Raw genomic sequence first — 25119 nt, 5'->3', positions numbered from 1 at the left:
TCAACGTGAGACGTGTTGATGGTGATACCACGAGCTTTTTCTTCCGGCGCGTTATCGATCTGGTCGAATGCGCGAGCAGAACCACCGTAGGTTTTAGCCAGAACGGTAGTGATTGCAGCGGTCAGAGTAGTTTTACCATGGTCAACGTGGCCGATAGTACCGACGTTGACGTGCGGTTTTGTACGTTCAAATTTTTCTTTAGACACGGCTTTATTCCTTACTATAGTGCTCTCCCTCTTTGGAGAGAGCACGGGACTTTGGTTTTAACCCTGCGGCTTATTTACCACGGGCTTCAATTACGGCCTGAGCAACGTTGTTCGGCGCATCATCATACTTCAGGAATTCCATAGTATAAGACGCACGACCTTTGGTCAGAGAACGCAGCTGAGTTGCATATCCAAACATTTCAGACAGCGGAACTTCAGCGTGGATCTTAACGCCAGTAACTTCAGATTCCTGACCGCGCAGCATACCGCGACGACGGCTAAGGTCACCGATTACGTCACCGGTGTTCTCTTCCGGAGTCTCTACTTCAACCTTCATGATCGGCTCAAGCAGAACTGGTTTCGCTTTCTTAAAGCCATCTTTAAAGGCAATAGACGCAGCCAGTTTAAACGCCAGTTCAGAGGAGTCAACGTCGTGGTAAGAACCGAAGTGCAGACGCACACCGAGATCAACTACCGGGTAACCCGCCAGCGGGCCAGATTTCAGCTGTTCCTGGATACCTTTATCAACGGCCGGGATGTATTCGCCAGGAATTACACCACCTTTGATGTCGTTGATGAACTCGTAACCTTTCGGGTTAGAGCCCGGCTCCAGCGGGTACATGTCGATAACAACATGACCGTACTGACCGCGACCACCAGACTGCTTAGCGTGTTTACCTTCGATATCGGTAACTTTCGCACGAATCGCTTCGCGGTAAGCAACCTGAGGTTTACCGACGTTCGCTTCAACGTTGAATTCACGTTTCATACGGTCAACGATGATGTCGAGGTGCAGCTCACCCATACCAGCGATAATGGTCTGGTTAGATTCTTCATCAGTCCATACGCGGAATGACGGGTCTTCTTTCGCCAGACGGCCCAGAGCCAGACCCATTTTTTCCTGGTCAGCTTTGGTTTTCGGTTCTACCGCGATGGAGATTACCGGTTCCGGGAATTCCATACGTTCCAGAATGATCGGGTGATCCGGGTCACACAGGGTGTCACCAGTGGTCACGTCTTTCAGACCGATTGCAGCAGCGATGTCGCCAGCGCGAACTTCTTTGATCTCTTCACGTTTGTTAGCGTGCATCTGAACGATACGGCCGAAACGCTCACGTGCAGATTTCACGGAGTTCAGGATGGTATCACCAGAGTTAACCACACCGGAGTACACACGGAAGAAGGTCAGGTTACCAACAAACGGGTCGGTAGCGATTTTGAACGCCAGCGCAGAGAACGGCTCTTCATCACTTGCGTGACGCTCAGCCGGAGTATCTTTACCATCGTCCAGGATACCGTTGATCGCAGGTACGTCAGTCGGGGACGGCAGGTAGTCAACTACCGCATCCAGCATCGCCTGAACACCTTTGTTCTTAAACGCAGAACCACAAGTTACCAGGATGATTTCGTTGTTCAGAACACGCTGACGCAGAGCTTTTTTGATCTCTTCTTCAGTCAGTTCTTCACCACCCAGGTATTTCTCCATCAGCTCTTCAGAAGCTTCAGCAGCGGATTCGATCAGATTCTGGTGCCATTCGTCAGCCAGATCCTGCATCTCAGCCGGGATATCTTCGTATTCGAAGGTTACGCCCTGGTCTGCATCGTTCCAGTTGATGGCTTTCATTTTCACCAGGTCAACAACACCGGTGAAACCTTCTTCAGCACCAATTGCCAGCTGCAGCGGAACCGGGTTCGCGCCCAGACGGGTTTTGATCTGACCAACAACTTTCAGGAAGTTAGCGCCCATGCGGTCCATTTTGTTAACGAACGCGATGCGCGGAACTTTATATTTGTTTGCCTGACGCCATACGGTTTCAGACTGCGGCTGAACACCACCAACGGCGCAGTAAACCATTACCGCACCGTCAAGAACACGCATGGAACGTTCTACTTCGATGGTGAAGTCAACGTGCCCCGGGGTGTCGATGATGTTTACGCGATGCGGTTCATACTGCTTCGCCATACCAGACCAGAATGCGGTAGTCGCTGCGGAGGTAATGGTAATACCACGCTCCTGCTCCTGCTCCATCCAGTCCATGGTTGCGGCGCCGTCATGAACTTCACCGATTTTGTGGTTTACACCGGTGTAGAACAGAATACGTTCGGTAGTCGTGGTTTTACCGGCGTCGATGTGCGCACTGATACCAATGTTACGGTAGCGTGCGATGGGTGTTGTACGAGCCATTTGATTCCTCGTTTGTCTCTTTAGGCGTTCAAATTTAAGTTGCCAAACGGCGGGCCACTTGCTTGAAGCGCCCGCCATATGACTAAAACTCCGAAGGGATTACCAACGGTAGTGTGCGAACGCCTTGTTGGCTTCGGCCATACGGTGAACGTCTTCACGTTTCTTAACTGCGGTACCTTTGTTGTCCGCAGCATCGGAAAGTTCGTTCGCCAGGCGCAGAGCCATGGATTTATCACCGCGTTTACGAGCAGCTTCAACGATCCAACGCATTGCCAGAGCATTGCGACGAACCGGACGAACTTCAACCGGAACCTGATAAGTAGAACCACCAACGCGGCGAGACTTAACTTCTACAGTCGGGCGCACGTTTTCGAGAGCTACTTCGAAAGCTTCCAGTTCATTTTTACCAGAACGCTGAGCCAGGGTCTCAAGCGCGCTGTATACGATTGCTTCTGCAGTAGATTTTTTACCGTCTACCATCAGGATATTGACAAATTTAGCCAGCAGTTCTGATCCGAACTTCGGATCCGGCAGAATTTTACGCTGACCAATAACACGACGACGTGGCATGGAAATACTCCGTTGTTAATTCAGGATTGTCCAAAACTCTAAGAGTTTAGTTTGACATTAAAGTTAAAACAGTTTGGCCTTACTTAACGGAGAACCATTAAGCCTTAGGACGTTTCACGCCGTATTTGGAGCGAGATTGCTTACGGTCTTTAACACCGGAGCAGTCGAGCGCGCCACGTACAGTGTGGTAACGAACACCCGGGAGGTCTTTTACACGACCGCCACGGATCAGGATCACGGAGTGCTCCTGCAGGTTGTGACCTTCACCACCGATGTAGGAAGTCACTTCAAAACCGTTGGTCAAACGAACACGACATACTTTACGCAGTGCGGAGTTCGGTTTTTTCGGGGTGGTAGTATATACGCGAGTACATACGCCACGTTTTTGCGGGCATGCTTCCAGCGCAGGCACGTTGCTTTTTGCAACTTTGCGAGCGCGTGGTTTGCGTACCAGCTGGTTAACTGTTGCCATTAAATAGCTCCTGGTTTTAGCTTTTGCTTCGTAAACACGTAATAAAACGGCCTCATATAATATGAGGACGCAGAATTTTATGGCTGTGCTTAAAAGGTGTCAAGAAATATACAGCGATCACACATTACCAATGCATCTGAACAGTGTTTTTCACCGTCAGACTAACGAAATCAGTATAGCCAACCCTGACGACACTGCTTGAAATTTGACCACCCAGACCACGGGCATCGATATCTTCTTTAAGCGCGTGCACAGTTATGGGGGCGTTTAGCAATAACTCAACATAGCGCCCGTTTTGCAAGGCTGCCGTTACGCCATCTGAAAGCAGCAGAAGATCGTCGCCGGGGCGCAGCAAACGGAGCATCGACGCCATATCACACTGCCAGGGAGAGCGGGACAAGGTATGCAGCATAAATGCCTCAAAAGGTCAGAACGACGGTGTAACTATCAAGCTTTTCGCGCAGCGCATCCGGTTCCAGGCGCTGAGCCGGCAACACGAAGGTGGTCTCCTCGCCTAACCCACGCTCACGTAGCGAATCTGCACACAGCCAGCACTGTTCGATGTCATAAAGCGGCAGAACTTTAAACGTCGCGATGTAATCGCGCGCTAATACCGCGTCCGGCTGCTGATTGGCCAGTAACTGGAATACCCCATCACCAATAAAAAACACGCCGATATCATCGGTAAACGCTGAAGTCGCCAGCAACGCATCCAGCCCTTCGCGACCGGAAGCGGAACCATGCGGCGCAGAAGTAAATACAAAGGCGATACGTTGCATCAGAATTGCACCACCCGATCGCAAGAGAGCGCGGCTTCCGCCAGCGAGCCAAGGCCGGTCAGTGAAAAACCGGCTTGCAGGTTTGCGCCAGATAACGCCAGACGTTGTGCTTCGGCATCATCAACGACGCCTCGGCGCAGCGCGGCAGCAACGCAGATATGCAGCTCGACCTGGTGTTCCTCATGCAGGCGCTGCCAGGCGCGGACCATGTCAAATTCATCACTGGCGGGCGCCGTGAGCGCGTTCGCGTTGCTCACCCCTTCGCGATAAAAAAAGACGCTGGCTAACGTATGCCCGGCATCCAGTAGCGCCTGCGCAAACTGGTACGCGCTGCTGGCCTGTTGGGTTCCATACGCCGGGCCGGTGACCATCAGGGCAAAACGCATTAACGATCCTGTACGGAAAAATCACCGCTTTTGAACTGGCGGATATAGAGATAAACGGTGTGTTTTGAAATATTGAGGCGATCGGCGACCTGGTTGATCGCGTCTTTGATATCAAAGATCCCCTTCTCGTAGAGATTCAGTACGATCTGGCGATTCTTGGCGTTGTTAGAAACGTTACGATCGGCGTTGACCTCTTCAATGGTGAACTCCAGCGTTTGCATGACCAGATCTTCCACTGAGGAAGCAAAGTTCACCGAAGAGCCAACATCAGGCGTTTCTGGCGGCACAAAAGTGCTCATGATCTGTGAGAACGGCACATCAAGGTTCATGTTGATGCACAGCAGACCAATCACGCGGTGATCGCGGTTACGGATAGCGATAGTGACGGACTTCATCAGCACACCGCTTTTCGCGCGGGTAAAGTAGCACTTCGATACGCTGCTGTCGGCGCCGGTCATATCATGCAGCATGCGCAGAGCGAGATCGGTGATGGGCGAGCCAATTTTACGCCCTGTGTGTTCGCCATTGGCAATACGGATTGCGGAACATTTCAAATCTTGCAGGGAGTGCAAAACGATTTCACAGTGGCTGCCAATGAGCATCGCTAACCCGTCCACCACCGCTTCATAGGATTTGAGGATATCGAAGTCGGTCTGATCGAAAGGACGTTGATCCAGCAAATCAAGTTCACTGGTTTCGTTGGTTAATAGCGACCTGGACATGAAAAAAAACACTCCTTTTCAGGAGCCTGTCGTTATGTTTTCAGGGCAGGCTCAGTATTTATATGGGGATATAAATTAATACATCGTAGGTTAAGCTTTCCAGAATTATATCCCTGCTGCAAAAAAAAACGCCGCCCGGAGGCGGCGCTATTGCAAATTTTATTTCTTACTGGTGTCTGCGGCTTTTGCGTCAGCAGCTTTATCGCCCGCTGCCGGTGCAGCTTCTGGCGCTGCGGCATCTGCTTTCGGTGCGGCTTTGATATCCAGCAACTCGACATCAAATACCAGCGTGGAGTTAGCCGGAATGCCCGGAACGCCAGTTTTCCCGTAAGCCAGTGCCGGTGGGATAACCAGTTTGATTTTGCCGCCTTTCTTGATATTTTTCAGGCCTTCGGTCCAGCCAGGGATAACACCGTCAAGACGGAAAGAGAGCGGCTCACCACGGGTGTAAGAGTTATCGAACTCTTTACCGTCGATCAGCGTGCCTTTGTAGTTCACAACAACCGTGTCGCTGTCTTTCGGCGCATCACCGGTACCTTCTTTCTCTACTTTGTACAGCAGACCGGTATCGGACGTTTTCACACCTTTCTCTTTGGCGAAGGTGTCACGGAAGGCTTTACCTTTTGCTTCGTTGTCAGCAGCGTCTTTTTCCATGCGATCCTGCGCGGCAGTTTTCACACGCGTCTCAAACGCTTGCAGGGTTTGTTCGATCTCCTGGTCGCTCAGTTTGCTCTTATCGGCAAACGCGTCCTGAACACCGGCGATCAGCTGAGCTTTATCCAGTTTGATACCCAGTTTTTCCTGCTCTTTCAGCGAGTTTTCCATGTAGCGGCCCAGCGAAGCGCCCAGCGCATAGGCGGATTTCTGGTCGTCATTTTTAAATGCCGCTTTGCTGTCAGCTGCTGCAGCCGGTTCTTTCTTTGCAGCGGTATCGGCAGCGAAAGAGATCGGTGCGTGAAGGGCGACGGCCATCGTGGTCGCCAGCAGCGTGACTTTAAACAGTGATTTCATCCATTTCTCCAGGGGCCGGGGCATCTCGCCCCAGGGTTAAACAAAAATGTAAGAGACGTACTATAAAGCGTTGCGGTGGAAATCAACATAAGGACACCACCTGAATTCACCTGTTTTCTGACTATTTTTGTTTAAATAAGTTTCTGCTTTTCTTTGCCAAAGCTGTACCTGGCGGCAAAGTTCAGTAAAATTCGCCCGTTTAACGAAAATCAGGCCGGACGCAATCCAGAGGTGATGTATGCAAGAGTTAACAACAGAAGCGCGACTGGCGGAACTGGAGAGCCGGTTGGCTTTTCAGGAGATGACCATCGAGGAATTAAACCAGACGGTTGTTACCCATGAGCTGGAAATGGCGAAGCTGCGCGAACATCTGCGGTTAATGGCGGAAAAGCTCAAAGCCAGCCAGCCTTCGCACATGGCATCCCCTTCAGAAGAGACGCCGCCGCCCCATTATTAAGGCGTAAAAAAAGCGGGTTTCCCCGCTTATCAATGACGCTATGAATTTCGTGTTGCAGGCAGGCGGCAAACTTGAAAATCCCCGGGAGCACAGAAAACGATGCGACCGGGGTTTGAAAGCGAAGCCAACGCCCCTGCGGCGCGAAAAACGACGCGTATTAGTGGCAGCCGCAACCGCCATTACCGCCGCAACCACCTTTACCGTGGTCATGGCCGTGATCGTGACCGTGGCCACCGCAGCAACCGTCGTGATCGTGGTCGTGGTCATGATCGTGACCATGCGGACCGTGAACGTGGCCGTGAGCCAGCTCTTCTTCGGTTGCTTCGCGGATAGCAACAACTTCAACGTTGAACTTCAGGTTCTGGCCAGCCAGCATGTGGTTACCGTCAACAACAACGTGGTCGTCTTCCACTTCGGTGATTTCTACCGGTACCGGGCCCTGGTCGGTTTCTGCCAGGAAGCGCATGCCAACCTGCAGCTCGTCAACGCCCATAAAGACGTCTTTCGGTACGCGCTGCACCAGGTTTTCGTCGTACTGACCGTAAGCGTCGTTCGCGCCAACAGCCACATCGAATTTGTCGCCGACTTCGTGACCGTCCAGCGCGTTTTCCAGACCAGAGATCAGGGAACCGTGACCGTGCAGGTAGTCCAGCGGCGCACTCACCGGAGACTCATCAACCAATACACCGTCTTCTGTACGTACCTGATAGGCCAGGCTGACCACCAGGTCTTTTGCTACTTTCATGATATCTCCTGAGCGTGGGAAAATTACTGGCGCAGATTGTAGCGGAATTCTGCACCCGTGTACCCTTTAGCTTAAAAAAAGCTGCCCGATCTCGCTAGTCCGGATGAAAAATGCCAATCACTTGCTCATCTTTGCGAACATGCTCGCGGGCTTCTTTATCCGCTTCACGCATCTGATGCCCGCACTTAACGCACTCAACAATATCGACATTATTTTCACGCCACATTGCCATTGAGTCCTTCGCCTGGCATGCCGGGCAAACCGCCCCGGCGATAAAACGTTTTCGTACAGCCATTCGATTCCCCTTATTCAAACTCGTCCCAACCATCCAGCTGGCGACGCTCTTGCTGCATTTCACGCTGGAAAATCTCCTCCAGCTCGCGCCGCGCTTCGCGGACACGGGAAATTTGCATCGTATCGGTATGCACCGGCATCAGCTCGCGCAGCATACGCATATCCAAACGTTTAAAGTGCAGTTGCGCACGCTGAGCCTGATGTGGATGCATCCCCAGCGAAATAAGCGTCTTACGCCCTAACTCCAGCGCACTGGAGAACGTCTCGCGGGAAAACTGCGTCACACCGGCCTGAAGGAGTTCATGCGCTTCCACACGCCCGCGAGCGCGTGCCAGGATTGCCAGGTTCGGAAAATGCTGCTGGCAAATCTCCACCAGCTTCATCGTATCCAGCGGGTCATTACAGGTGATGACGATCGATTGCGCCGCTTCCGCGCCTGCCGAGCGCAACAACTCCACTTGAGTTGCATCCCCGTAATACACTTTATACCCATATTTACGCATCAAATTGACGGCGCTGATATCACGCTCCAGCACGGTAATGCGCATCTTATTCGCCATTAACAGACGGCCAATCACCTGACCAAAACGGCCAAACCCCACCACAATCACCTGGGGTTTATCATCTTCCACCCATGGGGTTTCATCTTCATCTTCCGGGGTGTTAAAACGCCGGGAGAGCAGTTTATCCACGCCGCGCATCAGCAACGGTGTGGTCATCATCGACAACGTGACGGTCACCAGCAGCAGCGCCATTTGATCATTTTGGAACAGACGCTGAGAAGATGCGGAAGAGAACAAAACAAACGCGAATTCACCACCCTGACTTAACACACCGGCGAACTGCATACGCTCCGAGCTGCGCAAACCGTATATCCGCGACAACCCATACAGCACCAGCGATTTTACCGCCACCAGCACCGCAACGCTCAGCACCACCCATAGCAGATGGGTATAGAGCACGCCGAGGTTCAGCGCCATGCCAACGGAAATAAAAAACAACCCTAGCAGCAGCCCTTTAAAAGGCTCGATCGCGATCTCAAGTTCGTGGCGATATTCGCTTTCGGCCAGCAACACGCCAGCGATAAAGGTTCCCAGCGCCATTGATAACCCCAGCGCATCCATAAATAGCGCCGAACCAAGCACCAACAGTAACGTCGCGGCGGTAAACACTTCACGCACCCCGGAACCGGCAATAAAGCGGAACACAGGCCGCAGCAAATAGCGACCGCCAATTAACATGCCCGCGAACGCCAGCACTTTCATGCCAACCTTCATCCAGTCGAGATGCTCATCACCATTGCCTGCCAGCAACGGCACCAGCGCCAGCGCCGGGATCACCGCTAAATCCTGAAACAGCAGCACCGAAAATCCCAGTTGGCCGGACTCGCTGCGGTTCATGCCTTTATCGCGCATCAGTTGCAGCGCCATCGCGGTGGATGACATCGCCAGACCGATACCGCCAATCACCGCCGCCTGCCAGGAGAATTGCGTCAGCATCAGTAACCCGGCGAGGATCGCCGCACTGAGCAGCACCTGTGCCGCGCCCACGCCAAAGATGGAGCGCCGAAGCTCCCAAAGTTTTCGCGGGTTCAGCTCCAGCCCGATAATAAACATCAGGAACACCACGCCCAGCTCGGAGAAATGGAGGATTTCATCAACATCGCTGATAAACCCCAGCCCCCACGGGCCAATCGCGATACCCGCAAGCAAATAGCCGAGCACCGCGCCAATCCCTAAACGCGCGGCAAGCGGGACGGCGACAACTGCCGCGAAAAGAAATAACACACCGGCCAGTAAGAGCGCGGAACCTTCCATTAACGGCCTCCCACAGGCAACGGCGATGCCAGCCAGTCACCATACGCTTTGGCATGACTCGCCAACTCCTGCGGCTGTTGCCGGCGCGCCCAGTACACAATAATCGGGCTTAACCAGTGCATACGGCACATGGCGGCAGTCAGCTCAAACGGGCGCAAAATGTCATTCATGGAGTAGCGATTAAGCCCATCGTGACGATACGCGGCCTCCGGTTCTCCGGTGGTGACCACGCTACGCCAATACTTTCCCGCGAGTTGGTTCCCGCCAATGCCGCTGGCAAAGCCACGGCTTAACACACGGTCAAGCCACTCTTTGAGCAGCGCCGGGCAACTGTAGGTATATAACGGATGTTGAAACACAATGACGTCATGCTCGCGCAGCAACGCCTGTTCATAAGGAATATCGATAAAAAAGTCAGGGTAACGGGCATAAAGATCGTGCACCGTGACATTTTGCAGCTGCGTTGCCGGCTTAAGCAAAACCCGGTTAGCCACCGAGTCCTGTGATTCCGGATGGGCATACAGCAGCAACACTTTCGCTGTCTGCGACATCATTCCCCTCCCGGGCGTCAAACTCTGGCGAGCGGCCTGTGGGCGCTGCCAGAATGATTTTGTCTATCATCTTCATTTTGGGCTACCATTGCGGCCCCGGTGCGTCTTTTGGCCGCACACTTACATTATCATAATGACAAATTAACATAGTCTGAACATACGGCGCCTTATGATTGTTTTCTCCTCGTTACAAATTCGTCGCGGCGTGCGTGTCCTGCTGGATAACGCCACAGCCACCATTAACCCGGGCCAGAAAGTAGGCCTGGTGGGTAAAAACGGCTGCGGCAAATCCACGCTGCTGTCGCTATTGAAAAACGAGATCGGTGCCGACGGCGGCAGCTTCACGTTTCCCGGCACCTGGCAACTGGCATGGGTGAACCAGGAAACGCCAGCGCTGAATGAAGCGGCTATAGACTATGTGATCGATGGCGATCGCGAATACCGCCAGCTTGAAGCCGAACTTAACGCCGCCAACGAACGTAACGATGGTCACGCCATTGCCACCGTGCACGGAAAGCTCGACGCGATTGATGCGTGGACCATTCGCTCGCGCGCGTCCAGTCTGCTGCACGGTCTGGGTTTCAGCAACGAGCAACTGGAGCGCCCGGTAAGCGACTTCTCCGGTGGCTGGCGTATGCGTTTAAACCTCGCGCAGGCGCTGATTTGCCGCTCCGACTTACTGCTGCTTGATGAACCGACCAACCACCTCGATCTCGATGCAGTGATCTGGCTGGAAAAGTGGCTGAAAAGCTACCAGGGAACGCTGATCCTGATTTCCCACGACCGCGATTTCCTCGATCCGGTGGTGGACAAAATTCTGCATATCGAGCAACAAAGCCTGTTCGAATATACCGGCAACTACAGCTCGTTTGAGCGCCAGCGCGCCACGCGCCTTGCCCAGCAGCAGGCCACTTATGAAAGCCAGCAGCAGCGCGTTGCGCATCTGCAAAGCTTTATCGACCGCTTCAAAGCGAAAGCCAGTAAAGCGAAACAGGCACAAAGCCGCATCAAAATGCTTGAGCGCATGGAGTTGATTGCGCCAGCACACGTCGATAACCCGTTCCACTTCAGCTTCCGCGCACCGGAAAGCCTGCCCAACCCGCTATTAAAGATGGAAAAAGTGAGCGCCGGTTACGGCGATCGCACCATTCTGAACGCCATCAAGCTGAATCTGGTGCCGGGTTCACGCATTGGCCTGCTGGGACGTAACGGCGCGGGTAAATCCACGCTTATCAAACTGCTGGCAGGTGAACTGGCGGCGCAGAGCGGTGAAATCGGGCTGGCGAAAGGCATTAAGCTCGGTTACTTCGCCCAGCATCAACTGGAGTTTTTACGCGCTGACGAATCACCGTTGCAGCACCTGGCGCGTCTCGCACCGCAGGAGCTGGAGCAGAAACTGCGCGATTACCTGGGCGGCTTTGGTTTCCAGGGCGATAAAGTCACGGAAATCACCGAGCGCTTCTCCGGCGGCGAAAAAGCGCGTCTGGTGCTGGCGTTGATCGTCTGGCAGCGTCCAAACCTGCTGCTGCTCGATGAACCGACCAACCACCTCGATCTGGATATGCGCCAGGCGCTGACCGAAGCGCTGATTGAGTTTGAAGGCGCGTTAGTGGTCGTGTCGCACGATCGCCACCTGATTCGCTCCACCACAGACGATCTCTACCTGGTGCACGACGGCAAAGTGGAGCCGTTCGAAGGCGATCTGGAAGATTACCAGCAATGGCTGAGCGACGTGCAAAAACAGGAAAGCCAGCCTGCGGATACGGTAAAAGAGGGCGCCAACAGCGCGCAGGCGCGTAAAGATCAGAAGCGCCGGGAAGCCGAGCTACGTACGCAAACTCAGCCACTGCGCAAAGAGATTGCCCGGCTGGAAAAAGAGATGGAAAAACTCAACGCCCAACTGGCGCAGGCCGAAGAAAAGCTCGGTGACAGCGGTCTTTACGATCAAAGCCGCAAAGCGGAATTAACCACCTGTTTGCAACAGCAGGCGGCGGCAAAATCGGGCCTCGAAGAGTGCGAAATGGCCTGGCTGGACGCGCACGAGCAACTGGAAGCCATGTTGCAAGGGGAGTAACACGCAACGACGGCGGCGGGAGAGCTTATGAATCTGGATATCACCAACGACATTACGTTTCGCAAGCTGGGCATCTTCATGGCCTTTATGGAAAAGGGCAATATTGCGCGCGCCGCCGAAGCGCTCAATCTCAGCGGTGTCAGCGTACACCGGGCGCTGCACACGCTGGAAGAGAATGTCCGTTGCCCGCTGTTTGCCCATAAAGGCCGTAACCTTATCCCGCTGCCTGCCGCGTGGACGCTGCTGGAGTATTGCCAGGAAGTGACGCAGTTAATGGAGCGCGGGCTGGATGAAGCGCGTAAAACCGCTGGCGTTGGCCAGGGGCGGTTGCGCGTCGGTACGCTCTACTCCCTGACGCTGGAAACCGTACCGCGGCTGATAATGGGAATGAAATTGCGGCGTCCTGATCTGGAGATGGATCTGACGATGGGCTCAAACGAAACGCTGTTGCATATGCTTGAGGAAGGCAGCCTTGACGCGATTTTGATCTCCATTTCAGAAAGCGATATCGACCGCAACAACCTCGAAGTTCTGCCGCTGTTCCATGACGACATCTTCCTTGCCGCACCAGCGAGCGCCACGCTTGAAACCGATACCCTTGCCGATCTGCGCGATTACCGCACGCAAAAATTTGTTTCACTGGCCGAAGGTTTCGCCACCTATGCCGGTTTTCAGGAAGCATTTCATATCGCCGGTTTTGAGCCGGAAATTGTCACCCGCGTGAATGACATCTTCTCCATGCTGAGCCTGGTACAAGCGGGCGTCGGGTTTACGCTGATGCCGGGAAGAATGAAGAAAGTCTACGAAGGATCCGTGCAGATGTTGCGCCTCGCCGAGCCGTATCAAATGCAGCAATTGATCGCCATTGTCTTTTCCCGCAACCGCGAGCGCGATCCCAACTTGCTGGCGCTGGCGGCGGAAGGGCGCATGTACGCCCGCAGCCTGCAAGAAAACATTACGTCTGCATCCTGAGGCGATTCGCCAGATGTACCGCCACATCCACACCGCTGCGCTCCAGCGAAATGCTTTCGCCGTTCCACGCGGCTTGCCGGGTCAGGCAGGTCAGAATACCGCCCGGCGGCATTTCAATCGCCAGCCGCGCGTCGCGTTCATTAGCGGCAACAACCGCCTCTTGCCAGCGCACGGTGCGCGCCATATTCCACGCCAGATCGTCAGCGATTTTCTCCGGCTGCCATAACACGCGCCCGGTGCTACCGCTTAAATAAGCGCACTGCGGGCGGCGGAGCGTCACATCTGCAAACGCCTGCGCCAGTTTTTCGGCGGGTTTTTCCAGCAATGCACAGTGGGAAGGTACGCTGACTGCGAGGCGCTGCGCCTTGCTGGCCCCTTTTGCTAATGCCCGTTGCGCCACTTGCGCCATCACCTCATCACTGCCGGCAATGACAATCTGCGTCTCAGCGTTGAGATTAGCGATATAGGCTCCGCTGCCTTCGATCAGCGTTTCCACCGTGGGCAACGTCAGCCCCATAATCGCCGTCAGCCCGTAGCCATGCGGATACGCCTGCTCCATTAAATCGCCGCGCAGTGCCACCAGACGCAGCGCATCACGAAAATCGAGCGCGCCCGCGATCACCGCCGCCGGATATGCGCCAATCGACAGGCCGCTGGTGATATCAACACGCACGCCGCGCCGCTGTAATTCGCGCGCCCAGGCGACACCGGCAATCAGCAGCGCCAGTTGTACTGCGCGGGTATGCTTTAGCGATTCGGCGGTATCGAGGTTGTCGATTTCCGCCCCCAACACGTCGCGAGCTTCATCCATTTCACTGCCGGGCAGCGCCTGTAACATTCCCGGACGCTGTGTCCCCTGCCCCGGAAAAGTAAAGATGATCTTCATGAATCCTCCCTTTGCCAAGGGTCGCTCACCAGGCGCGGCCCGTGGTTGGTTTTCAGCATTACCCGCCCGTCACGCAGCCACTCGGCTAAGGCAAAGCCGCCATTCGGCGTTTCTACCTGGGTATCCGCCCGGCAAAGCCCGCCGCTAAGCTGCTGCTGCCAGCGGGTTAAATCGCGGGGGAAAAGCGGTTCCGGCGCGCGGATAAGCAAGTCAAGATCGCTGGTCGCATGGATAACCGGAATACTGGTCGCCAGGGCATAACCGCTGCTGCCGGTTACTCCCCACGTCCACGGCCAGGAAAACTGCGCCAGTTGCAGCGCCAGTTGTACCGGCGGCTGGGAGATAAACGGCGAACGCGGCAGTTCTTGCGGTGCGACCAGTTGTTCGGGTGAAACCACACGGATAACCTGTTCAGGCTTTACCCACCCCGCCGCGCGTTGATCGCGGCGCAGGCCGCGCACACCAACGGGGATGCGTCCGTTTTGTGCAACATCACGCCGCACCACCACCGGTAAACCAGCGTGCCAGATCTCGGCAACCCAGGGTTCGGTTACCCCTTCCAGCGCATCTTGTGCGCGAAGCCAGAGCAGATCGTGCGGGCGTAATGTTGCGGTCATGATTACATTCCTGAAGTCAGCGTGATAAACAGCGGCAGCGACAGGATACAGAGCACAGAGCTCAACAGCAGCACGGCTTCTGCATCCGGCGATTGCACGCCAAAGCGGTTACCAAATACCACACCGAAGAAACCCGCAGCCAGCGCAATCATCAGGATAGCGGTGATTGCCACCGAACCGTGCAGACCCAACACCAGCACAATCCCCCACGCAATCGCCGGTTGGATCAAAAGCTTGGTGATGGTGGCAGAAATAACCATGGTGTTAATCGCCAGTTTTCGCGCCGAAAGGATCACACCGGTCAGGAACAGCGCCGCAGCCGTGGCAGCGAGGCCGAGCGGTTTGATGGACGCCAGCACCAGTTCCGGCATTTTAATGCCGATAGCGGAGAGCACCACGCCCAGCAGCGGCCCCCAGACAATCGGTTTTTTCACCGAGCGCCACATCAGTATCGGCAACATAGCCAGCGTAGAACCGGTGTTGTCACCCGCAGCTCGCGCTTTTTCACGCTCAAGGATCAGTAAGCAGAACGGCGTCATCAGCACTGAACCACAGGCGATAGAAACTGCAACGGAGAGCGATGTCGACGGGCCTTCACCCAGCACGCTGCCCAGGATCGGCAGGCCGAGCGCGGCGTAGTTCGGCAGCGCGACAGTCAGCGTCAGTACGGCGGCATCCTGCGGCGATTTTTTGAAAACCGAGGTCGCCAGAAAATAGATAGCGGCATAGGTAATCCACATGGAGAGGGTCAGCACCAGAATCAGCGGTGACTGCGCGATGATCCCGGTCCACGGCGTCTGAACGGTAGCGCTAAACAGCGCTGCGGGCAGGGCAAAATCCATCACAAAAATATTCAGCAGGGAGACGTTTTTGTTGTCGACCATTTTGGCCTTTCCCGCCCAGAAACCCAGCAACATGATGACGAATATCGGTGCGAGGGCATGAACAATTACGTAAGTCATAAATCACCTGTAAGCCTTTAAAAGGAAAAGAAATAGCACTAGCGCGATGGTTATTATTTTCAGTAGCGCATGAGCGCGGCGTGCGCGCCCATGCGTTGCTATCTGGCAGGTTTCTTTTTACTTACCAGCTCGCTTTCATGCGTTCGCGCACGAGAGCGGAGCTGCGGCGGTTGTCAGCACCCAGACGGTTTTTCAACGTGGTGTCCTGACGAGCGTCGTTGATGGCCTGGTGCAGCGTGCTCTGCACCTGCGCCAGATCGGCGTCTGATGGTGCGTCCGGATTGCTGATGTTCAGCAGATCGGCAAGCAGCCCCAGCGTCGCGTAGTTACTGATGTCATAAGCCATTGGCGGAATGGTGGCCGCCAGTTTTTCCAGCGCCTCCACGGTACGCAAGGTAATGCGCGCCGCCGACTCTTTACCCATGGCGTGGATCAGCACACCGGCATCGTTAAAGGCTATCAGGCGGTTCGCCTGGTAGCCGTGGGCCAGAAACGCCCCGGACATCGCTTTACCGACGATCAAACCAATTACCGGATGTCCCGCCAGCCGCGCGTTGGCGTAGGCCGCAGCCGCACCGGCTAGTGCCTGGTGAATACCAAAGGCTTCTTCGCGGCGACCATAGGCCTGGCTTGGCACATCAATCACCGCAATGATTGGGCGCTTCACGCTGTTGCTGGCATCAGCGGCCACGGTTTCACTCACCACTTTCGCCAGCGTCCAGCCCTCCAGCAGACCGACTTCACCTTTTGCCGCACGCGGATAATGGTTGTTGGCATCCGGCACCACGGCGATAAAACGCACGGCTTCGCCATTAACCTTGCCATCGGCTGCCTGCACGGACGGGCATAGCCCGCTAAGACGTGTTGCATTCGGCGCCAGTTTCTCCAGCCATAACGCGCCGCGGCTTACTGTCGTACTCATGCTTTCCCCTCCCCGGCAAACAACGCGCTGATCTGTTCGGCATCCGCTTGTTTGCGGGTGTCGAAGCCGGTCAGACGTTGCAAATAATCGTCGTACTTATCGGTGCGATGTTTGGCAGGCACGCCTTTGGCAATCGCCTCGTTCATCGCCTGTTTCACTGCATTGATGCCGTCGCCGACCAGCGCATCCACCAGCCCGCTGCGATAACGCACTTCGCCGCCGGTCATGCTCCAGATAAACGGACGGTCGCGGGAGTCGTATTCTTCAATCCCGGCTTCCTGTTCGATAACCTGCGGGCCGTTCAGACCGAGACGCGCTTCGCGCGTCACAATTAGGTAACTACAGAGCGCAGCGGCGATAGACATCCCGCCAAAGCAGCCAACCGTACCGGCAACGATGCCGATAACCGGCGTGTAGCGGCGCAGGTCAATAATTGCCGCATGAATATCAGCAATCGCCGCCAGCCCGAGGTTGGCTTCCTGCAAGCGCACGCCTCCGGTTTCAAGGCACAGCACCGCCTGAGTCGGGATACCGTTACGGTTATCTTCCGCAGCCAGCTCAAGTGCCGCCGCCATTTTCGCGCCGGAGACTTCGCCCATGCTGCCGCCCTGGAACGCGCCTTCAATCGCCACCACAACCGCCGGCTGGCCATTAATGGTGCCTTTGGCGACCACCATGCCGTCATCGGCCTGCGGCACAATGCCCTGCGGCCCTAACCACGGCGAAATAATGCCTTCAAACGGATCCAGCAATTCGCGGTAGCTGCCATCATCGAGCAGCGCCTGTGCGCGCTGGCGCGCTTTGAGTTCGATAAAACTGCGATCGTCACGCATAGCTCACCTCTTCGAATACCTGTTCGATACGGATGCGCGCCACACCGGGCGTCGCGCCGAAATCGTGGATCACAAGCTGGCCCGCAGGCAGCGTGCTTACCAGACCAAGACGGTTGAACAGCGCTTCCCAACGTCCACGGCTGTTATCCACGGAGGTGGTGATCTCAATTGTCAGTGTTTGCCCCTGGTCGGCGGTGAATAACACCTCCATATCCCCGGAGCCCACAACGCCCGCCAGCGCTTTACCGCGTAATGCGCGGCCAGCAGGCACGGTTATCGTAATGTGTTCCATAACTTCCTCTTAATTCGCTAAATAAGGCGTGGTCATGCGATCGAGAAACAGTGTCGCCGCGAGTAAATCTGCCGCGCCGCCCGGCGACGCGTTCAGCGCCAGCATCCGCGCATCCAGTTCGGCTAACGCTTGCTGACCGGCCTTTGACGCAACGCCACCGGCTTGCAGCACCGCGCTCGCCCCCTGACGCATCGCGTCCAGACCTTCCAGCCCCGCGCGGGAAAGCACGCAGGTATCGCTGAGCGAGGTCATGATTGCCATCAGTGCATCGAGCCTGGCCTGCGCTTCGCTGCTGCCGCGCTGGCGGCTGTGCTGCAACTGCGGCAACGCCAGCGTGATAATGTGCGGAAAGCCTTGCTGCGCCTCTTCACGCGCGCCCGGTACCCGGTAACGGTGCGTGGCGCGCAGCCCTTTGCTGAAGAGCTTCGGTGCAGCGTCATCCGGCAGTTGCGCCAGCTTTGCGGCCGTGGCGGCAATCTCCTGTGCCGGTGCGCTACCGCCCGACATGGCTACAGCGCTTACCAGCAACCCTAATGCCCAGATCGCGCCGCGATGGGTATTTACGCCACCGGTGGCCGCCATCATCTGCTGCTCACCTTCCCGACCTAATCGCCCAATGGTTTGTCTGAGCGCTACATCCGCTGGCCGCCGCCAGCTTTGTTGCGCCAGCGCCTGAAACGTGGGGGTCAGGCTGTGCGCGGAACGCTCCATCAGTTCGAGCGTTAAATCGTGATGCGCACCATTCCCCCGGCTGTCCACCAGACCGGGCTTCGGGCTTAATCGTGCTTCGTCAATCAGACACAGTGTGGCGGTTCGCGCCAACCATTCGGCACCGCCTTCAGCGTCAATCCGTGGCAGAAGTTTCATTACCAGCTCCGGAACTTCGCAGGTGGGTTGTACAGCCCGCCGGACCACTCAACCAGATCCGCTACGCTGCTGGCAGCCAGCAACGAACGAGTCGCGTCAGTACGGCGAATGCCCATATCTTCCGGGTAGACCACTTTGCCGCTCTGGCGAAGCTGGGCGACACGTTTAGCGTCAACACCCAGACCGATATCGGTGATCCCCGCCACCGCCGCGACCATCGCCCGGCGCTCTTCAAGACTTTCAGCGCGATAGAGGTAAGCAATCCCCTCTTCGGTCAGCACGTGCGTCACGTCATCGCCATAAATCATTACCGGAGCCAGCGGCATGCCGGAGGTTTTCGCCACGTCCACGGCGTCGAGTTTTTCCACGAAGGTGGGTTTCGCACCGGCCTGGAAAGTTTCCACCATCTGCACCACCAGTTTTTTACCGCGCTGCATCGGATCAGGTTCGGTGATCATGTTCAGCCAAGCCGGTGTTGCGTGGCGGCGACCGTGCGGGTCGTGGCCCATGTTTGGCGCGCCACCAAAGCCCGAAAGACGACCGCGGGTCACGGTGGAAGAGTTTGCCAGGCCATCGACTTGTAACGTCGAGCCGATAAACATATCGACCGCGTACTGACCTGCTAGCTGGCAGAACGCGCGGTTGGAACGCATGGAACCGTCGGAACCGGTGAAGAACACGTCCGGGCGAGCGCGGATGTACTCTTCCATCCCCAATTCGCCGCCGAAGCAGTGCACACTTTCCACCCAGCCGCTTTCAATCGCCGGGATCAGCGTTGGGTGCGGGTTCAGCGTCCAGTGTTTACAGATTTTGCCTTTCAGACCGAGCTGTTCACCGTAGGTCGGCAGCAGCAATTCAATCGCCGCGGTGTTAAAACCGATACCGTGGTTGAGCGACTGCACCTGATGCTCGGCGTAGATACCTTTGATGGCCATCATCGCCATCAGAATGTGTTCTTGCTTGATGAGGCGCGGGTCGCGGGTAAACAGCGGTTCGATAAAGAACGGTTTGTCGGCGACCACCACGTAGTCGATCCAGGAACCGGGGATATCCACACGCGGCAGGTCGCATTCGTCATCCACCAGCTCATTGACCTGAGCGATAACGATGCCGTCGCGGAAGGCGGCGGCTTCTACCAGCGCCGGGGTATCTTCGGTACTTGGGCCGGTGTAAAGGTTACCTTTACGGTCCGCTTTATAACCGGCAATCAGCGCCACATTCGGGCACAGGTCAACGTACAGGCGGGAGTAAAGCTCGATGTAAGTGTGGATCGCACCGATTTCCAGCAGACCATCTTCCAGCAGTTGCGAAATGCGCAGACTCTGGGTACCGGAGAAGGAGAAGTCCAGCTTGCGGGCGATGCCTTTTTCAAAGATATCAAGGTGTTCACTGCGCCCGACGCTCGGCATAATCATATGCAGGTCGTGAACTTTCTGCGGATTGACTTCGGCAAGTGTTCGCGAGAGGAAATCTGCCTGTTTTTGGTTGTTTCCTTCCAGCACCACGCGGTCGCCCGGTGCAATCAGTTTTTCCAGCATGGCGACAAGGTCGCCGGTCGGCAGTACCTTGCCCTGCACGGGAATGGACGCCAGGCGGCGCTGTTTCTCGCTGCGCCGCGTGTTCCATACCTGTGCTGGCGTTTGCCCAGATAACATTATTAACCTCCTGATTCAGCTCATCATTTTGACTTGCTTAACACTGAACTCAGTGTGCGCCGTGGTGAGAAAGCCATCAATTAAGGAGGCGGCCAAATCATTAGCCTGAGAGTAATAATTAAATGAAAGTATTTGTGATGTGTGTCAATTTCCACATCAGAAGAAAGGCTTATGGCGCTGGCGGTACGGGCGTACCGCCAGCTGAGGATTAATGCTGGTTCGCCAGGCGCTGGCGAATCTGTTCGAAATGCTCGGTCTGATAAAGCTTGCCGTCGAGGAAGCGGGTTTTCAGCTCACCGCCTTTTTCCTGCTCCCAGCTCTGCTCATCGTGCAGTTGCAGTTCGCCTTGCGCATCGCGATCCACACGCAATAACCCGCGCGCCGAACGCTTCAGGCCGTTATCGGTTTTTGGCTCTTTAAAAATCATGCGTCCTTCACCGTTTACCGCACCCCAGGTGGCTTTCATCGCAAAACCGAAAGTGTCACGGGTGTTGTACTGATAAGTAAACGAGCCGACGCCAAACACCACGTTAGAACTGGCAAAACCTTTGGCTTCCAGACGGCGCAGGATCTCATTGGCGCGCGCCAGGGTAATGGAGTCGCCGTAAATCAGACCAACGTGCGGGTCCAGCACTTTGTACCCCTTCTCATTGACCGTGCCGCCAAAGATTTCCCACAGCACTTCGACCGAACCTTTCTCCTCCGGGCTACGTTCTGCACGCGTGTCATCATCCGCCCCTGTACCGCAAAGGATTTCCACCGGGTCGCCGCTGTCCGGACGGAATACCACGCGCCCGTCACGCCCCAGGATTATCTGTTTCAGTTCGCGGGTATATTCTGTCAATACGCGCCAGTAATCCCACGTATCGGAGACGATAGAGACAAATCCCTGCGGATAGATATCAGCAATCAGGCGGCGGAAGGTTTCGATTTCATGGTCGTGTTCGCCCATGCACATCACACTGTGCTCGGTCGCCGGAATGCTGGCACCAATAAAGTACTCTTCCCCAGCGGTGTAGTGATCGCGGGCATACAGCAGAGAGGGAATACTGTCGGTGCCTTTAAAACTCAGTAAATGCCCCGCGCCCGCCTGCGCTGTATCGTGCAGGCCAGCCATGCCGCGAAACGAGAAGTCGTGGCACTGGAAATCGAGGTGCGAGAAATCCGTGCAGGTTTTTGCTGCCCATTGTTCGCAAATTTTCCGGTAATGGTGCGCAATGGTAGCGTTGGTGGAGGCTTTCCACAGCTCGGCGGAAAGCACCGTTTCCAGGTAGTTCACCAGCCAGAAAAACTCCTCGCGGGTATTGGTAATGGTCAGAACCGGCACTTTCATCGGTACTTTGCTGCCTTCATCCAGCGATTTAATGTGCAGCGGCAGATAGCCCAAACGGTGCAGCGCGCGAATGTGATCGACCGCCACGGCGTCCCTGCCGAGATAGCTATCCATCACTTGCTTGTATTCATTAACGACTTCCTCTTCCGGGCGAGCAAAAAAGCCGTCGTTGAACAAATCGACCATAAACCACTTCAGGAAACCCTGCAGACCGAAGAACACCAGCTTGCCGTCCGCTACCGGCGACTGGAAAAAGCGGTCGCTGCGCGGCGTGAAATTGGAATAAACCTGCGTTGTCCCCTGTGGGTACTGCACACGGTGCGAAACTTTGTAACCGTCGATAGCCAGAATCGGATTGATATTCATGATGTTGTCTCCCTTAAGCGCGGAAAATAGCGTCAATGTCGATCAGTTCAACTCGCGGGTCCGTCAGTGCAGGCGAGGTGAAGGATGTGGTGGTGTAAATCACGTCGATACCGTTATTCAGCAGGTTCTCAACCCCTTTGGAAAAGACGCCGTGCGTGACATACAGGCTGACGCTGCGGGCGCCGGCATCGCGCAACACCTGGGCTGAACCAATGAATGTGCCACCTGCATCGCAAAGGTCATCGACGATCAGCAGGTCTTTGCCCGCGACATCTCCGGCCACCAGCGCGAAGCCCGTCAGGTTTCCGGTTGCGACATCACGCTCTTTTGTGAGGATGGCGTACTCTTGTGCGCCACTGGCTTTTGCCACGTTATGGATTTTCTTCAGCGCACCGGCATCCGGCGCGACCAGCATCAGCTCGCGATTGCCAATGGCGCGACGTAGGGTTTCGCTCTGCATCAAGCAGCTTTCCTGCGCGATGACCACGCAGTTATTGATGGCTGCGGCAGCGGCGTCGCTGTGCGGATCGAGCACAAAAACTTTGTTGAAATTGAGTGTATTGAGAAGGTTTGCGAAAACTTTCAGCGCGAAGCTGTCGCCAGGCACCATATGCCTGTCCTGACGCGCCCACGGCAACCACGCCAGTTCCAGGTGGCTTACGGCGATATCGGCGGCGTGACGAACGGCGTCCACCAGTTGTGCCAGCAACATGAAGTCGTTCATATCGCGCATCGCGGCAACACGCACCCGCATCTGCTGGCCGAATGACGGAAGTTTACCGGTCACTTTGAGCCAGACGGCGCCGTCCGGAAAGGCACACTGGCTCAGTGCAACTTGCTCGTTATCAATGAATAATTCGATTCTGCTCGCCATCTTTCACCTCGACTCAATAATTAGTGTCCCTCGGACACGATTAATATTGTCCATAAGACAATTATTAGGCAAGCGTTTTTTTAATCATTCAGGGAATAAATAGTTAAGCCCATGAAAATTAATCAGATAAAAGTTAACTTGCCGCACCAGGGCAGGCTGATAAACTTGAGGCGTGTAAAAAGGAGCGAGTGAGCGATGATCAGTGAAGCAGAGTATCTGAAATCTTATGATGCCAGCCGTTTCCCCTCACCGCTGGTGACGGTGGATAGCGTGCTGTTTACGGTGCATCAGCAGGTGCTTTGCGTGTTATTGGTTCAGCGAGCCAGCCAACCCCAGCAAGGGCGCTGGGGATTGCCCGGCGGGTTTATCGATATGGCGCAGGATGATTCCACGCGCGCCACGGCGCTGCGCAAACTGACGGAAAAAACCGGCGTTTCGCCATCGTGGCTGGAACAGCTGGATACCTTTTCCGGCCCGCAGCGCGATCCGCGCGGCTGGAGTCTGACTATCGCCTGGTTTGCACTGATTTCGTGGGTCTCCTGCGCGCCGCATATCGCAAGCGTTAGCGATGCGAAATGGGTGCCGGTAAGCGAGCTGGCGACTTTTGAGCTGGCTTTTGATCATCAGGCGATAATTCAGGCGGCGCTGCATCGGCTGCGGCAGAAAACCATGTACTCGCTCCTGCCGGTTTACTGTTTGCCCGATACGTTTACCCAGGCGCAATTACAGGAAGCGACGGAGATAATCCTTGGTCAGCCTATTCAGCGCAAGAGTTTGATTCGCCGTTTTGAAGCCTCGGGCATGTTTGAAGAGACCGGCGAAAGCGTGGCGACCGGCGCGCGTAAAGCGCGTTTATGGCGGCGCAAACCGGGCGTCGACATCCATCTGTTTTCGCGGAATTTGCTAACAGATTAATGCCCGATCGTGCTAATTCCCGTAAAATGAACAAACGGAATGCCCTTACGCGGTTATAGTTGTCCCAATACCTACTCTTTTTTTCTGTGTTATGGCTGAAATCACACCTTTACAACTTTCGGAAATTGCAGACGATACGCATGACTTTCGCCCGATGCGCGGCGTGCGTAACCCGCATTTGCAGACCATGCTGCCACGGCTGATTCGACGCCGTTTGCAGTTTGAACCCTGGTGGCAGCGCCTTGAGCTGCCGGATGGTGACTTTGTTGATTTGGCCTGGAGCGAAGAGCCTAATCAGGCAAAACATAAACCGCGGCTGGTGGTTTTCCATGGTCTGGAGGGCAGCCTGCACAGCCCATACGCGCACGGTCTGGTGCATGCGGCGAAGCAGCGCGGCTGGCTTGGCGTGGTGATGCATTTTCGCGGCTGCAGCGGCATCCCGAATCGTCTGAACCGCATTTATCACTCGGGTGAAACCGAAGATGGCACCTGGTTCTTGCACTGGTTACATCAGGAATTCGGATCCGCGCCAACCGCAGCGGTGGGTTATTCGCTCGGCGGGAACATGCTCGGTTGTTTGCTGGCAAAAGCCGATGACGATTTGCCCGTCGATGCAGCGGTGATTGTCTCAGCTCCGTTGGTACTGGAAGCTTGCAGTTATCATATGGATAAGGGATTTTCCCGCGTTTATCAGCGCTACTTGTTGAATTTGCTGAAAGCGAACGCCGCGCGCAAATTACGCGCTTATCCTGGTTCGCTGCCAACTACCTTGCCTGCGCTACGTAAGCTGCGCCGTATTCGCGAGTTCGACGATCTGATCACCGCAAAAATCCACGGTTTTGCCGACGCACTGGATTATTATCGCCGCTGTAGCGCAATGCCGGTTTTGCCGGATATTCGTAAACCGACGCTGATTATCCACGCGAAAGATGACCCGTTTATGGATCACAACGTGATCCCGGACGCCGGGCATTTACCGGCGAATATTGAGTACCAACTGACGGAACACGGCGGCCATGTCGGGTTTGTTGGCGGAACCTTGCGCCACCCGGAGATGTGGCTGGAAAAACGCATTCCGGATTGGTTATCCGCTTACCTGGAAAAACGATGATTATTCCCTGGCAAGAAATTGATGCACAGACGCTGGACAATCTGATTGAGAGCTTTGTCTTGCGCGAAGGCACTGATTATGGTGAACATGAGCGTTCACTTGAGCAAAAGGTCGCCGACGTTAAACGGCAGCTGCAACGCGGCGAAGCCGTACTGGTGTGGTCGGAACTGCACGAGACGGTCAACATAATGCCGCGCGGGCAGTTCCACGACTGAACAGGTACATGGCGGCTGGCTATACTGAAA

The 25119-nt window shown here is 55.4% G+C and carries 29 protein-coding genes; 6 read left to right on the top strand and 23 right to left on the bottom strand.

The genetic code is table 11. The annotated features are described in order from the left end of the window. From JKP81_RS08770 to fkpA, 9 genes are all read right to left on the bottom strand, one after another. Window positions 1-206: GTP-binding protein (locus JKP81_RS08770; protein ID WP_042932074.1), on the bottom strand; the 206-nt coding region annotated here is incomplete at its 3' end. Window positions 207-276: 70 nt separating this feature from the next. Continuing rightward, window positions 277-2391 carry an elongation factor G gene (gene fusA, locus JKP81_RS08765; protein WP_017459899.1) on the bottom strand — a complete coding sequence of 705 codons (2115 nt, stop codon included), beginning with the start codon at window positions 2389-2391 and terminating at the stop codon, window positions 277-279. A gap of 99 nt (window positions 2392-2490) precedes the next feature. Further along, window positions 2491-2961: a 30S ribosomal protein S7 gene (rpsG, locus tag JKP81_RS08760; RefSeq protein ID WP_007369802.1), complete on the bottom strand. Its 471-nt coding sequence runs from the start codon at window positions 2959-2961 to the stop codon at window positions 2491-2493. 97 nt (window positions 2962-3058) lie between these two features. Further along, on the bottom strand, window positions 3059-3433 hold the full coding sequence (rpsL, locus tag JKP81_RS08755; RefSeq protein ID WP_003023654.1) for a 30S ribosomal protein S12: 375 nt from the start codon (window positions 3431-3433) through the stop codon (window positions 3059-3061). A 124-nt stretch (window positions 3434-3557) separates the two neighbouring features. Then, entirely contained in the window at window positions 3558-3845 is a 288-nt protein-coding gene (tusB, locus tag JKP81_RS08750) for a sulfurtransferase complex subunit TusB (protein WP_200551414.1), read from the bottom strand. A 7-nt stretch (window positions 3846-3852) separates the two neighbouring features. Beyond that, a complete protein-coding gene (gene tusC, locus JKP81_RS08745; protein ID WP_200551413.1) occupies window positions 3853-4212 on the bottom strand; it encodes a sulfurtransferase complex subunit TusC in 360 nt (119 codons plus the stop codon). Beyond that, window positions 4212-4598, bottom strand: coding sequence for a sulfurtransferase complex subunit TusD (tusD, locus tag JKP81_RS08740; protein ID WP_200551412.1), 387 nt, complete (start codon window positions 4596-4598; stop codon window positions 4212-4214). Before tusD ends, tusC begins: the two co-directional genes overlap by 1 nt. Beyond that, a complete protein-coding gene (locus tag JKP81_RS08735; protein ID WP_017459895.1) occupies window positions 4598-5320 on the bottom strand; it encodes a transcriptional regulator in 723 nt (240 codons plus the stop codon). The genes tusD and JKP81_RS08735 overlap by 1 nt, the downstream gene beginning before the upstream one ends. Window positions 5321-5479: 159 nt before the next feature. Beyond that, window positions 5480-6331: an FKBP-type peptidyl-prolyl cis-trans isomerase gene (gene fkpA / locus JKP81_RS08730; RefSeq protein ID WP_131412012.1), complete on the bottom strand. Its 852-nt coding sequence runs from the start codon at window positions 6329-6331 to the stop codon at window positions 5480-5482. 238 nt (window positions 6332-6569) lie between these two features. Between fkpA and JKP81_RS08725 the strand changes: the two genes are divergently transcribed. Further along, a complete protein-coding gene (locus JKP81_RS08725; RefSeq protein WP_200551411.1) occupies window positions 6570-6788 on the top strand; it encodes a protein SlyX in 219 nt (72 codons plus the stop codon). Between the two features lie 157 nt (window positions 6789-6945). Here JKP81_RS08725 and slyD read toward each other — a convergent pair whose 3' ends face one another. The 4 genes from slyD to kefG form a co-directional block, all read right to left on the bottom strand. Then, window positions 6946-7533 (bottom strand): peptidylprolyl isomerase, encoded by a 588-nt coding sequence (slyD, locus tag JKP81_RS08720; RefSeq protein WP_017459892.1) that lies wholly within the window; start codon window positions 7531-7533, stop codon window positions 6946-6948. 94 nt (window positions 7534-7627) lie between these two features. Continuing rightward, the gene (locus JKP81_RS08715; RefSeq protein ID WP_017459891.1) at window positions 7628-7828 is read right to left on the bottom strand and encodes a YheV family putative zinc ribbon protein; all 201 of its coding nucleotides are present in this window, start codon (window positions 7826-7828) and stop codon (window positions 7628-7630) included. Window positions 7829-7838: 10 nt separating this feature from the next. Continuing rightward, window positions 7839-9644 (bottom strand): glutathione-regulated potassium-efflux system protein KefB, encoded by a 1806-nt coding sequence (gene kefB / locus JKP81_RS08710; protein ID WP_200551410.1) that lies wholly within the window; start codon window positions 9642-9644, stop codon window positions 7839-7841. After that, a complete protein-coding gene (kefG, locus tag JKP81_RS08705; RefSeq protein WP_071925236.1) occupies window positions 9644-10198 on the bottom strand; it encodes a glutathione-regulated potassium-efflux system ancillary protein KefG in 555 nt (184 codons plus the stop codon). Before kefG ends, kefB begins: the two co-directional genes overlap by 1 nt. Before the next feature lie 166 nt (window positions 10199-10364). Here kefG and JKP81_RS08700 point away from each other — a divergent pair, with 166 nt between their 5' ends. Together JKP81_RS08700 and JKP81_RS08695 are read left to right on the top strand one after the other, a co-directional pair. Further along, window positions 10365-12269 (top strand): ABC transporter ATP-binding protein, encoded by a 1905-nt coding sequence (locus JKP81_RS08700; protein WP_200551409.1) that lies wholly within the window; start codon window positions 10365-10367, stop codon window positions 12267-12269. A 27-nt stretch (window positions 12270-12296) separates the two neighbouring features. Then, complete coding sequence (locus JKP81_RS08695) at window positions 12297-13241, top strand: LysR family transcriptional regulator (RefSeq protein WP_200551408.1); 945 nt, start codon at window positions 12297-12299, stop codon at window positions 13239-13241. Here the strand turns inward: JKP81_RS08695 and mdcH are convergent. From mdcH to prs, 10 genes are all read right to left on the bottom strand, one after another. Then, window positions 13225-14127 carry a malonate decarboxylase subunit epsilon gene (mdcH, locus tag JKP81_RS08690; RefSeq protein ID WP_200551407.1) on the bottom strand — a complete coding sequence of 301 codons (903 nt, stop codon included), beginning with the start codon at window positions 14125-14127 and terminating at the stop codon, window positions 13225-13227. The two genes, JKP81_RS08695 and mdcH, sit on opposite strands and share 17 nt — an antisense overlap. After that, entirely contained in the window at window positions 14124-14744 is a 621-nt protein-coding gene (locus tag JKP81_RS08685; RefSeq protein WP_200551406.1) for a malonate decarboxylase holo-ACP synthase, read from the bottom strand. Before JKP81_RS08685 ends, mdcH begins: the two co-directional genes overlap by 4 nt. Before the next feature lie 2 nt (window positions 14745-14746). Continuing rightward, window positions 14747-15706 (bottom strand): AEC family transporter, encoded by a 960-nt coding sequence (locus tag JKP81_RS08680; protein WP_200551405.1) that lies wholly within the window; start codon window positions 15704-15706, stop codon window positions 14747-14749. A 121-nt stretch (window positions 15707-15827) separates the two neighbouring features. Then, on the bottom strand, window positions 15828-16628 hold the full coding sequence (gene mdcE, locus JKP81_RS08675; protein WP_200551404.1) for a biotin-independent malonate decarboxylase subunit gamma: 801 nt from the start codon (window positions 16626-16628) through the stop codon (window positions 15828-15830). Beyond that, entirely contained in the window at window positions 16625-17461 is an 837-nt protein-coding gene (locus JKP81_RS08670) for a biotin-independent malonate decarboxylase subunit beta (RefSeq protein ID WP_200551403.1), read from the bottom strand. The genes mdcE and JKP81_RS08670 overlap by 4 nt, the downstream gene beginning before the upstream one ends. After that, window positions 17454-17753 carry a malonate decarboxylase acyl carrier protein gene (mdcC, locus tag JKP81_RS08665; protein WP_020455512.1) on the bottom strand — a complete coding sequence of 100 codons (300 nt, stop codon included), beginning with the start codon at window positions 17751-17753 and terminating at the stop codon, window positions 17454-17456. Before mdcC ends, JKP81_RS08670 begins: the two co-directional genes overlap by 8 nt. Before the next feature lie 9 nt (window positions 17754-17762). Next, window positions 17763-18620: a triphosphoribosyl-dephospho-CoA synthase gene (locus JKP81_RS08660; RefSeq protein ID WP_200551402.1), complete on the bottom strand. Its 858-nt coding sequence runs from the start codon at window positions 18618-18620 to the stop codon at window positions 17763-17765. Then, window positions 18620-20275 carry a malonate decarboxylase subunit alpha gene (mdcA, locus tag JKP81_RS08655; protein ID WP_045507892.1) on the bottom strand — a complete coding sequence of 552 codons (1656 nt, stop codon included), beginning with the start codon at window positions 20273-20275 and terminating at the stop codon, window positions 18620-18622. The genes JKP81_RS08660 and mdcA overlap by 1 nt, the downstream gene beginning before the upstream one ends. Before the next feature lie 208 nt (window positions 20276-20483). After that, window positions 20484-21974 carry a nicotinate phosphoribosyltransferase gene (locus JKP81_RS08650; RefSeq protein ID WP_200551401.1) on the bottom strand — a complete coding sequence of 497 codons (1491 nt, stop codon included), beginning with the start codon at window positions 21972-21974 and terminating at the stop codon, window positions 20484-20486. A 13-nt stretch (window positions 21975-21987) separates the two neighbouring features. Next, on the bottom strand, window positions 21988-22848 hold the full coding sequence (prs, locus tag JKP81_RS08645) for a ribose-phosphate diphosphokinase (RefSeq protein WP_200551400.1): 861 nt from the start codon (window positions 22846-22848) through the stop codon (window positions 21988-21990). A gap of 195 nt (window positions 22849-23043) precedes the next feature. Here prs and JKP81_RS08640 point away from each other — a divergent pair, with 195 nt between their 5' ends. The 3 genes from JKP81_RS08640 (at window position 23044) to JKP81_RS08630 (ending at window position 25089) form a co-directional block, all read left to right on the top strand. Further along, entirely contained in the window at window positions 23044-23763 is a 720-nt protein-coding gene (locus JKP81_RS08640) for an NUDIX domain-containing protein (protein ID WP_200551399.1), read from the top strand. A 91-nt stretch (window positions 23764-23854) separates the two neighbouring features. Beyond that, window positions 23855-24874 (top strand): hydrolase, encoded by a 1020-nt coding sequence (locus tag JKP81_RS08635; RefSeq protein WP_200551398.1) that lies wholly within the window; start codon window positions 23855-23857, stop codon window positions 24872-24874. Continuing rightward, window positions 24871-25089 carry a YheU family protein gene (locus JKP81_RS08630; RefSeq protein WP_017459872.1) on the top strand — a complete coding sequence of 73 codons (219 nt, stop codon included), beginning with the start codon at window positions 24871-24873 and terminating at the stop codon, window positions 25087-25089. The genes JKP81_RS08635 and JKP81_RS08630 overlap by 4 nt, the downstream gene beginning before the upstream one ends. Window positions 25090-25119 lie beyond the last annotated feature (30 nt).

Origin of the sequence: Kosakonia sp. LAM2021, from assembly GCF_016620385.1 — a bacterium.
In the GTDB taxonomy this organism is placed as follows: domain Bacteria; phylum Pseudomonadota; class Gammaproteobacteria; order Enterobacterales; family Enterobacteriaceae; genus Kosakonia; species Kosakonia sacchari.
Note: the sequence above shows the minus strand (reverse complement) of the source record. Positions and strands in the feature narration are given on the sequence as shown.

Bases quoted from the DNA above. Each gene is read 5' to 3' on its own strand.
- tusC (WP_200551413.1), bottom strand. From the start codon at position 4,212: ATGCAACGTATCGCCTTTGTATTTACTTCTGCGCCGCATGGTTCCGCT.
- JKP81_RS08685 (WP_200551406.1), bottom strand. From the start codon at position 14,744: ATGACCGCAACATTACGCCCGCACGATCTGCTCTGGCTTCGCGCACAA.
- mdcC (WP_020455512.1), bottom strand. From the start codon at position 17,753: ATGGAACACATTACGATAACCGTGCCTGCTGGCCGCGCATTACGCGGT.
- rpsG (WP_007369802.1), bottom strand. From the start codon at position 2,961: ATGCCACGTCGTCGTGTTATTGGTCAGCGTAAAATTCTGCCGGATCCG.
- tusD (WP_200551412.1), bottom strand. From the start codon at position 4,598: ATGCGTTTTGCCCTGATGGTCACCGGCCCGGCGTATGGAACCCAACAG.
- kefG (WP_071925236.1), bottom strand. From the start codon at position 10,198: ATGATGTCGCAGACAGCGAAAGTGTTGCTGCTGTATGCCCATCCGGAA.
- JKP81_RS08725 (WP_200551411.1), top strand. From the start codon at position 6,570: ATGCAAGAGTTAACAACAGAAGCGCGACTGGCGGAACTGGAGAGCCGG.
- tusB (WP_200551414.1), bottom strand. From the start codon at position 3,845: ATGCTGCATACCTTGTCCCGCTCTCCCTGGCAGTGTGATATGGCGTCG.
- JKP81_RS08650 (WP_200551401.1), bottom strand. From the start codon at position 21,974: ATGAATATCAATCCGATTCTGGCTATCGACGGTTACAAAGTTTCGCAC.
- JKP81_RS08715 (WP_017459891.1), bottom strand. From the start codon at position 7,828: ATGGCTGTACGAAAACGTTTTATCGCCGGGGCGGTTTGCCCGGCATGC.
- JKP81_RS08695 (WP_200551408.1), top strand. From the start codon at position 12,297: ATGAATCTGGATATCACCAACGACATTACGTTTCGCAAGCTGGGCATC.
- fkpA (WP_131412012.1), bottom strand. From the start codon at position 6,331: ATGAAATCACTGTTTAAAGTCACGCTGCTGGCGACCACGATGGCCGTC.
- kefB (WP_200551410.1), bottom strand. From the start codon at position 9,644: ATGGAAGGTTCCGCGCTCTTACTGGCCGGTGTGTTATTTCTTTTCGCG.
- JKP81_RS08630 (WP_017459872.1), top strand. From the start codon at position 24,871: ATGATTATTCCCTGGCAAGAAATTGATGCACAGACGCTGGACAATCTG.
- prs (WP_200551400.1), bottom strand. From the start codon at position 22,848: ATGGCGAGCAGAATCGAATTATTCATTGATAACGAGCAAGTTGCACTG.
- mdcE (WP_200551404.1), bottom strand. From the start codon at position 16,628: ATGAGTACGACAGTAAGCCGCGGCGCGTTATGGCTGGAGAAACTGGCG.
- fusA (WP_017459899.1), bottom strand. From the start codon at position 2,391: ATGGCTCGTACAACACCCATCGCACGCTACCGTAACATTGGTATCAGT.
- JKP81_RS08640 (WP_200551399.1), top strand. From the start codon at position 23,044: ATGATCAGTGAAGCAGAGTATCTGAAATCTTATGATGCCAGCCGTTTC.
- slyD (WP_017459892.1), bottom strand. From the start codon at position 7,533: ATGAAAGTAGCAAAAGACCTGGTGGTCAGCCTGGCCTATCAGGTACGT.
- rpsL (WP_003023654.1), bottom strand. From the start codon at position 3,433: ATGGCAACAGTTAACCAGCTGGTACGCAAACCACGCGCTCGCAAAGTT.
- JKP81_RS08735 (WP_017459895.1), bottom strand. From the start codon at position 5,320: ATGTCCAGGTCGCTATTAACCAACGAAACCAGTGAACTTGATTTGCTG.
- JKP81_RS08635 (WP_200551398.1), top strand. From the start codon at position 23,855: ATGGCTGAAATCACACCTTTACAACTTTCGGAAATTGCAGACGATACG.
- mdcH (WP_200551407.1), bottom strand. From the start codon at position 14,127: ATGAAGATCATCTTTACTTTTCCGGGGCAGGGGACACAGCGTCCGGGA.
- JKP81_RS08680 (WP_200551405.1), bottom strand. From the start codon at position 15,706: ATGACTTACGTAATTGTTCATGCCCTCGCACCGATATTCGTCATCATG.
- JKP81_RS08660 (WP_200551402.1), bottom strand. From the start codon at position 18,620: ATGAAACTTCTGCCACGGATTGACGCTGAAGGCGGTGCCGAATGGTTG.
- JKP81_RS08700 (WP_200551409.1), top strand. From the start codon at position 10,365: ATGATTGTTTTCTCCTCGTTACAAATTCGTCGCGGCGTGCGTGTCCTG.
- mdcA (WP_045507892.1), bottom strand. From the start codon at position 20,275: ATGTTATCTGGGCAAACGCCAGCACAGGTATGGAACACGCGGCGCAGC.
- JKP81_RS08670 (WP_200551403.1), bottom strand. From the start codon at position 17,461: ATGCGTGACGATCGCAGTTTTATCGAACTCAAAGCGCGCCAGCGCGCA.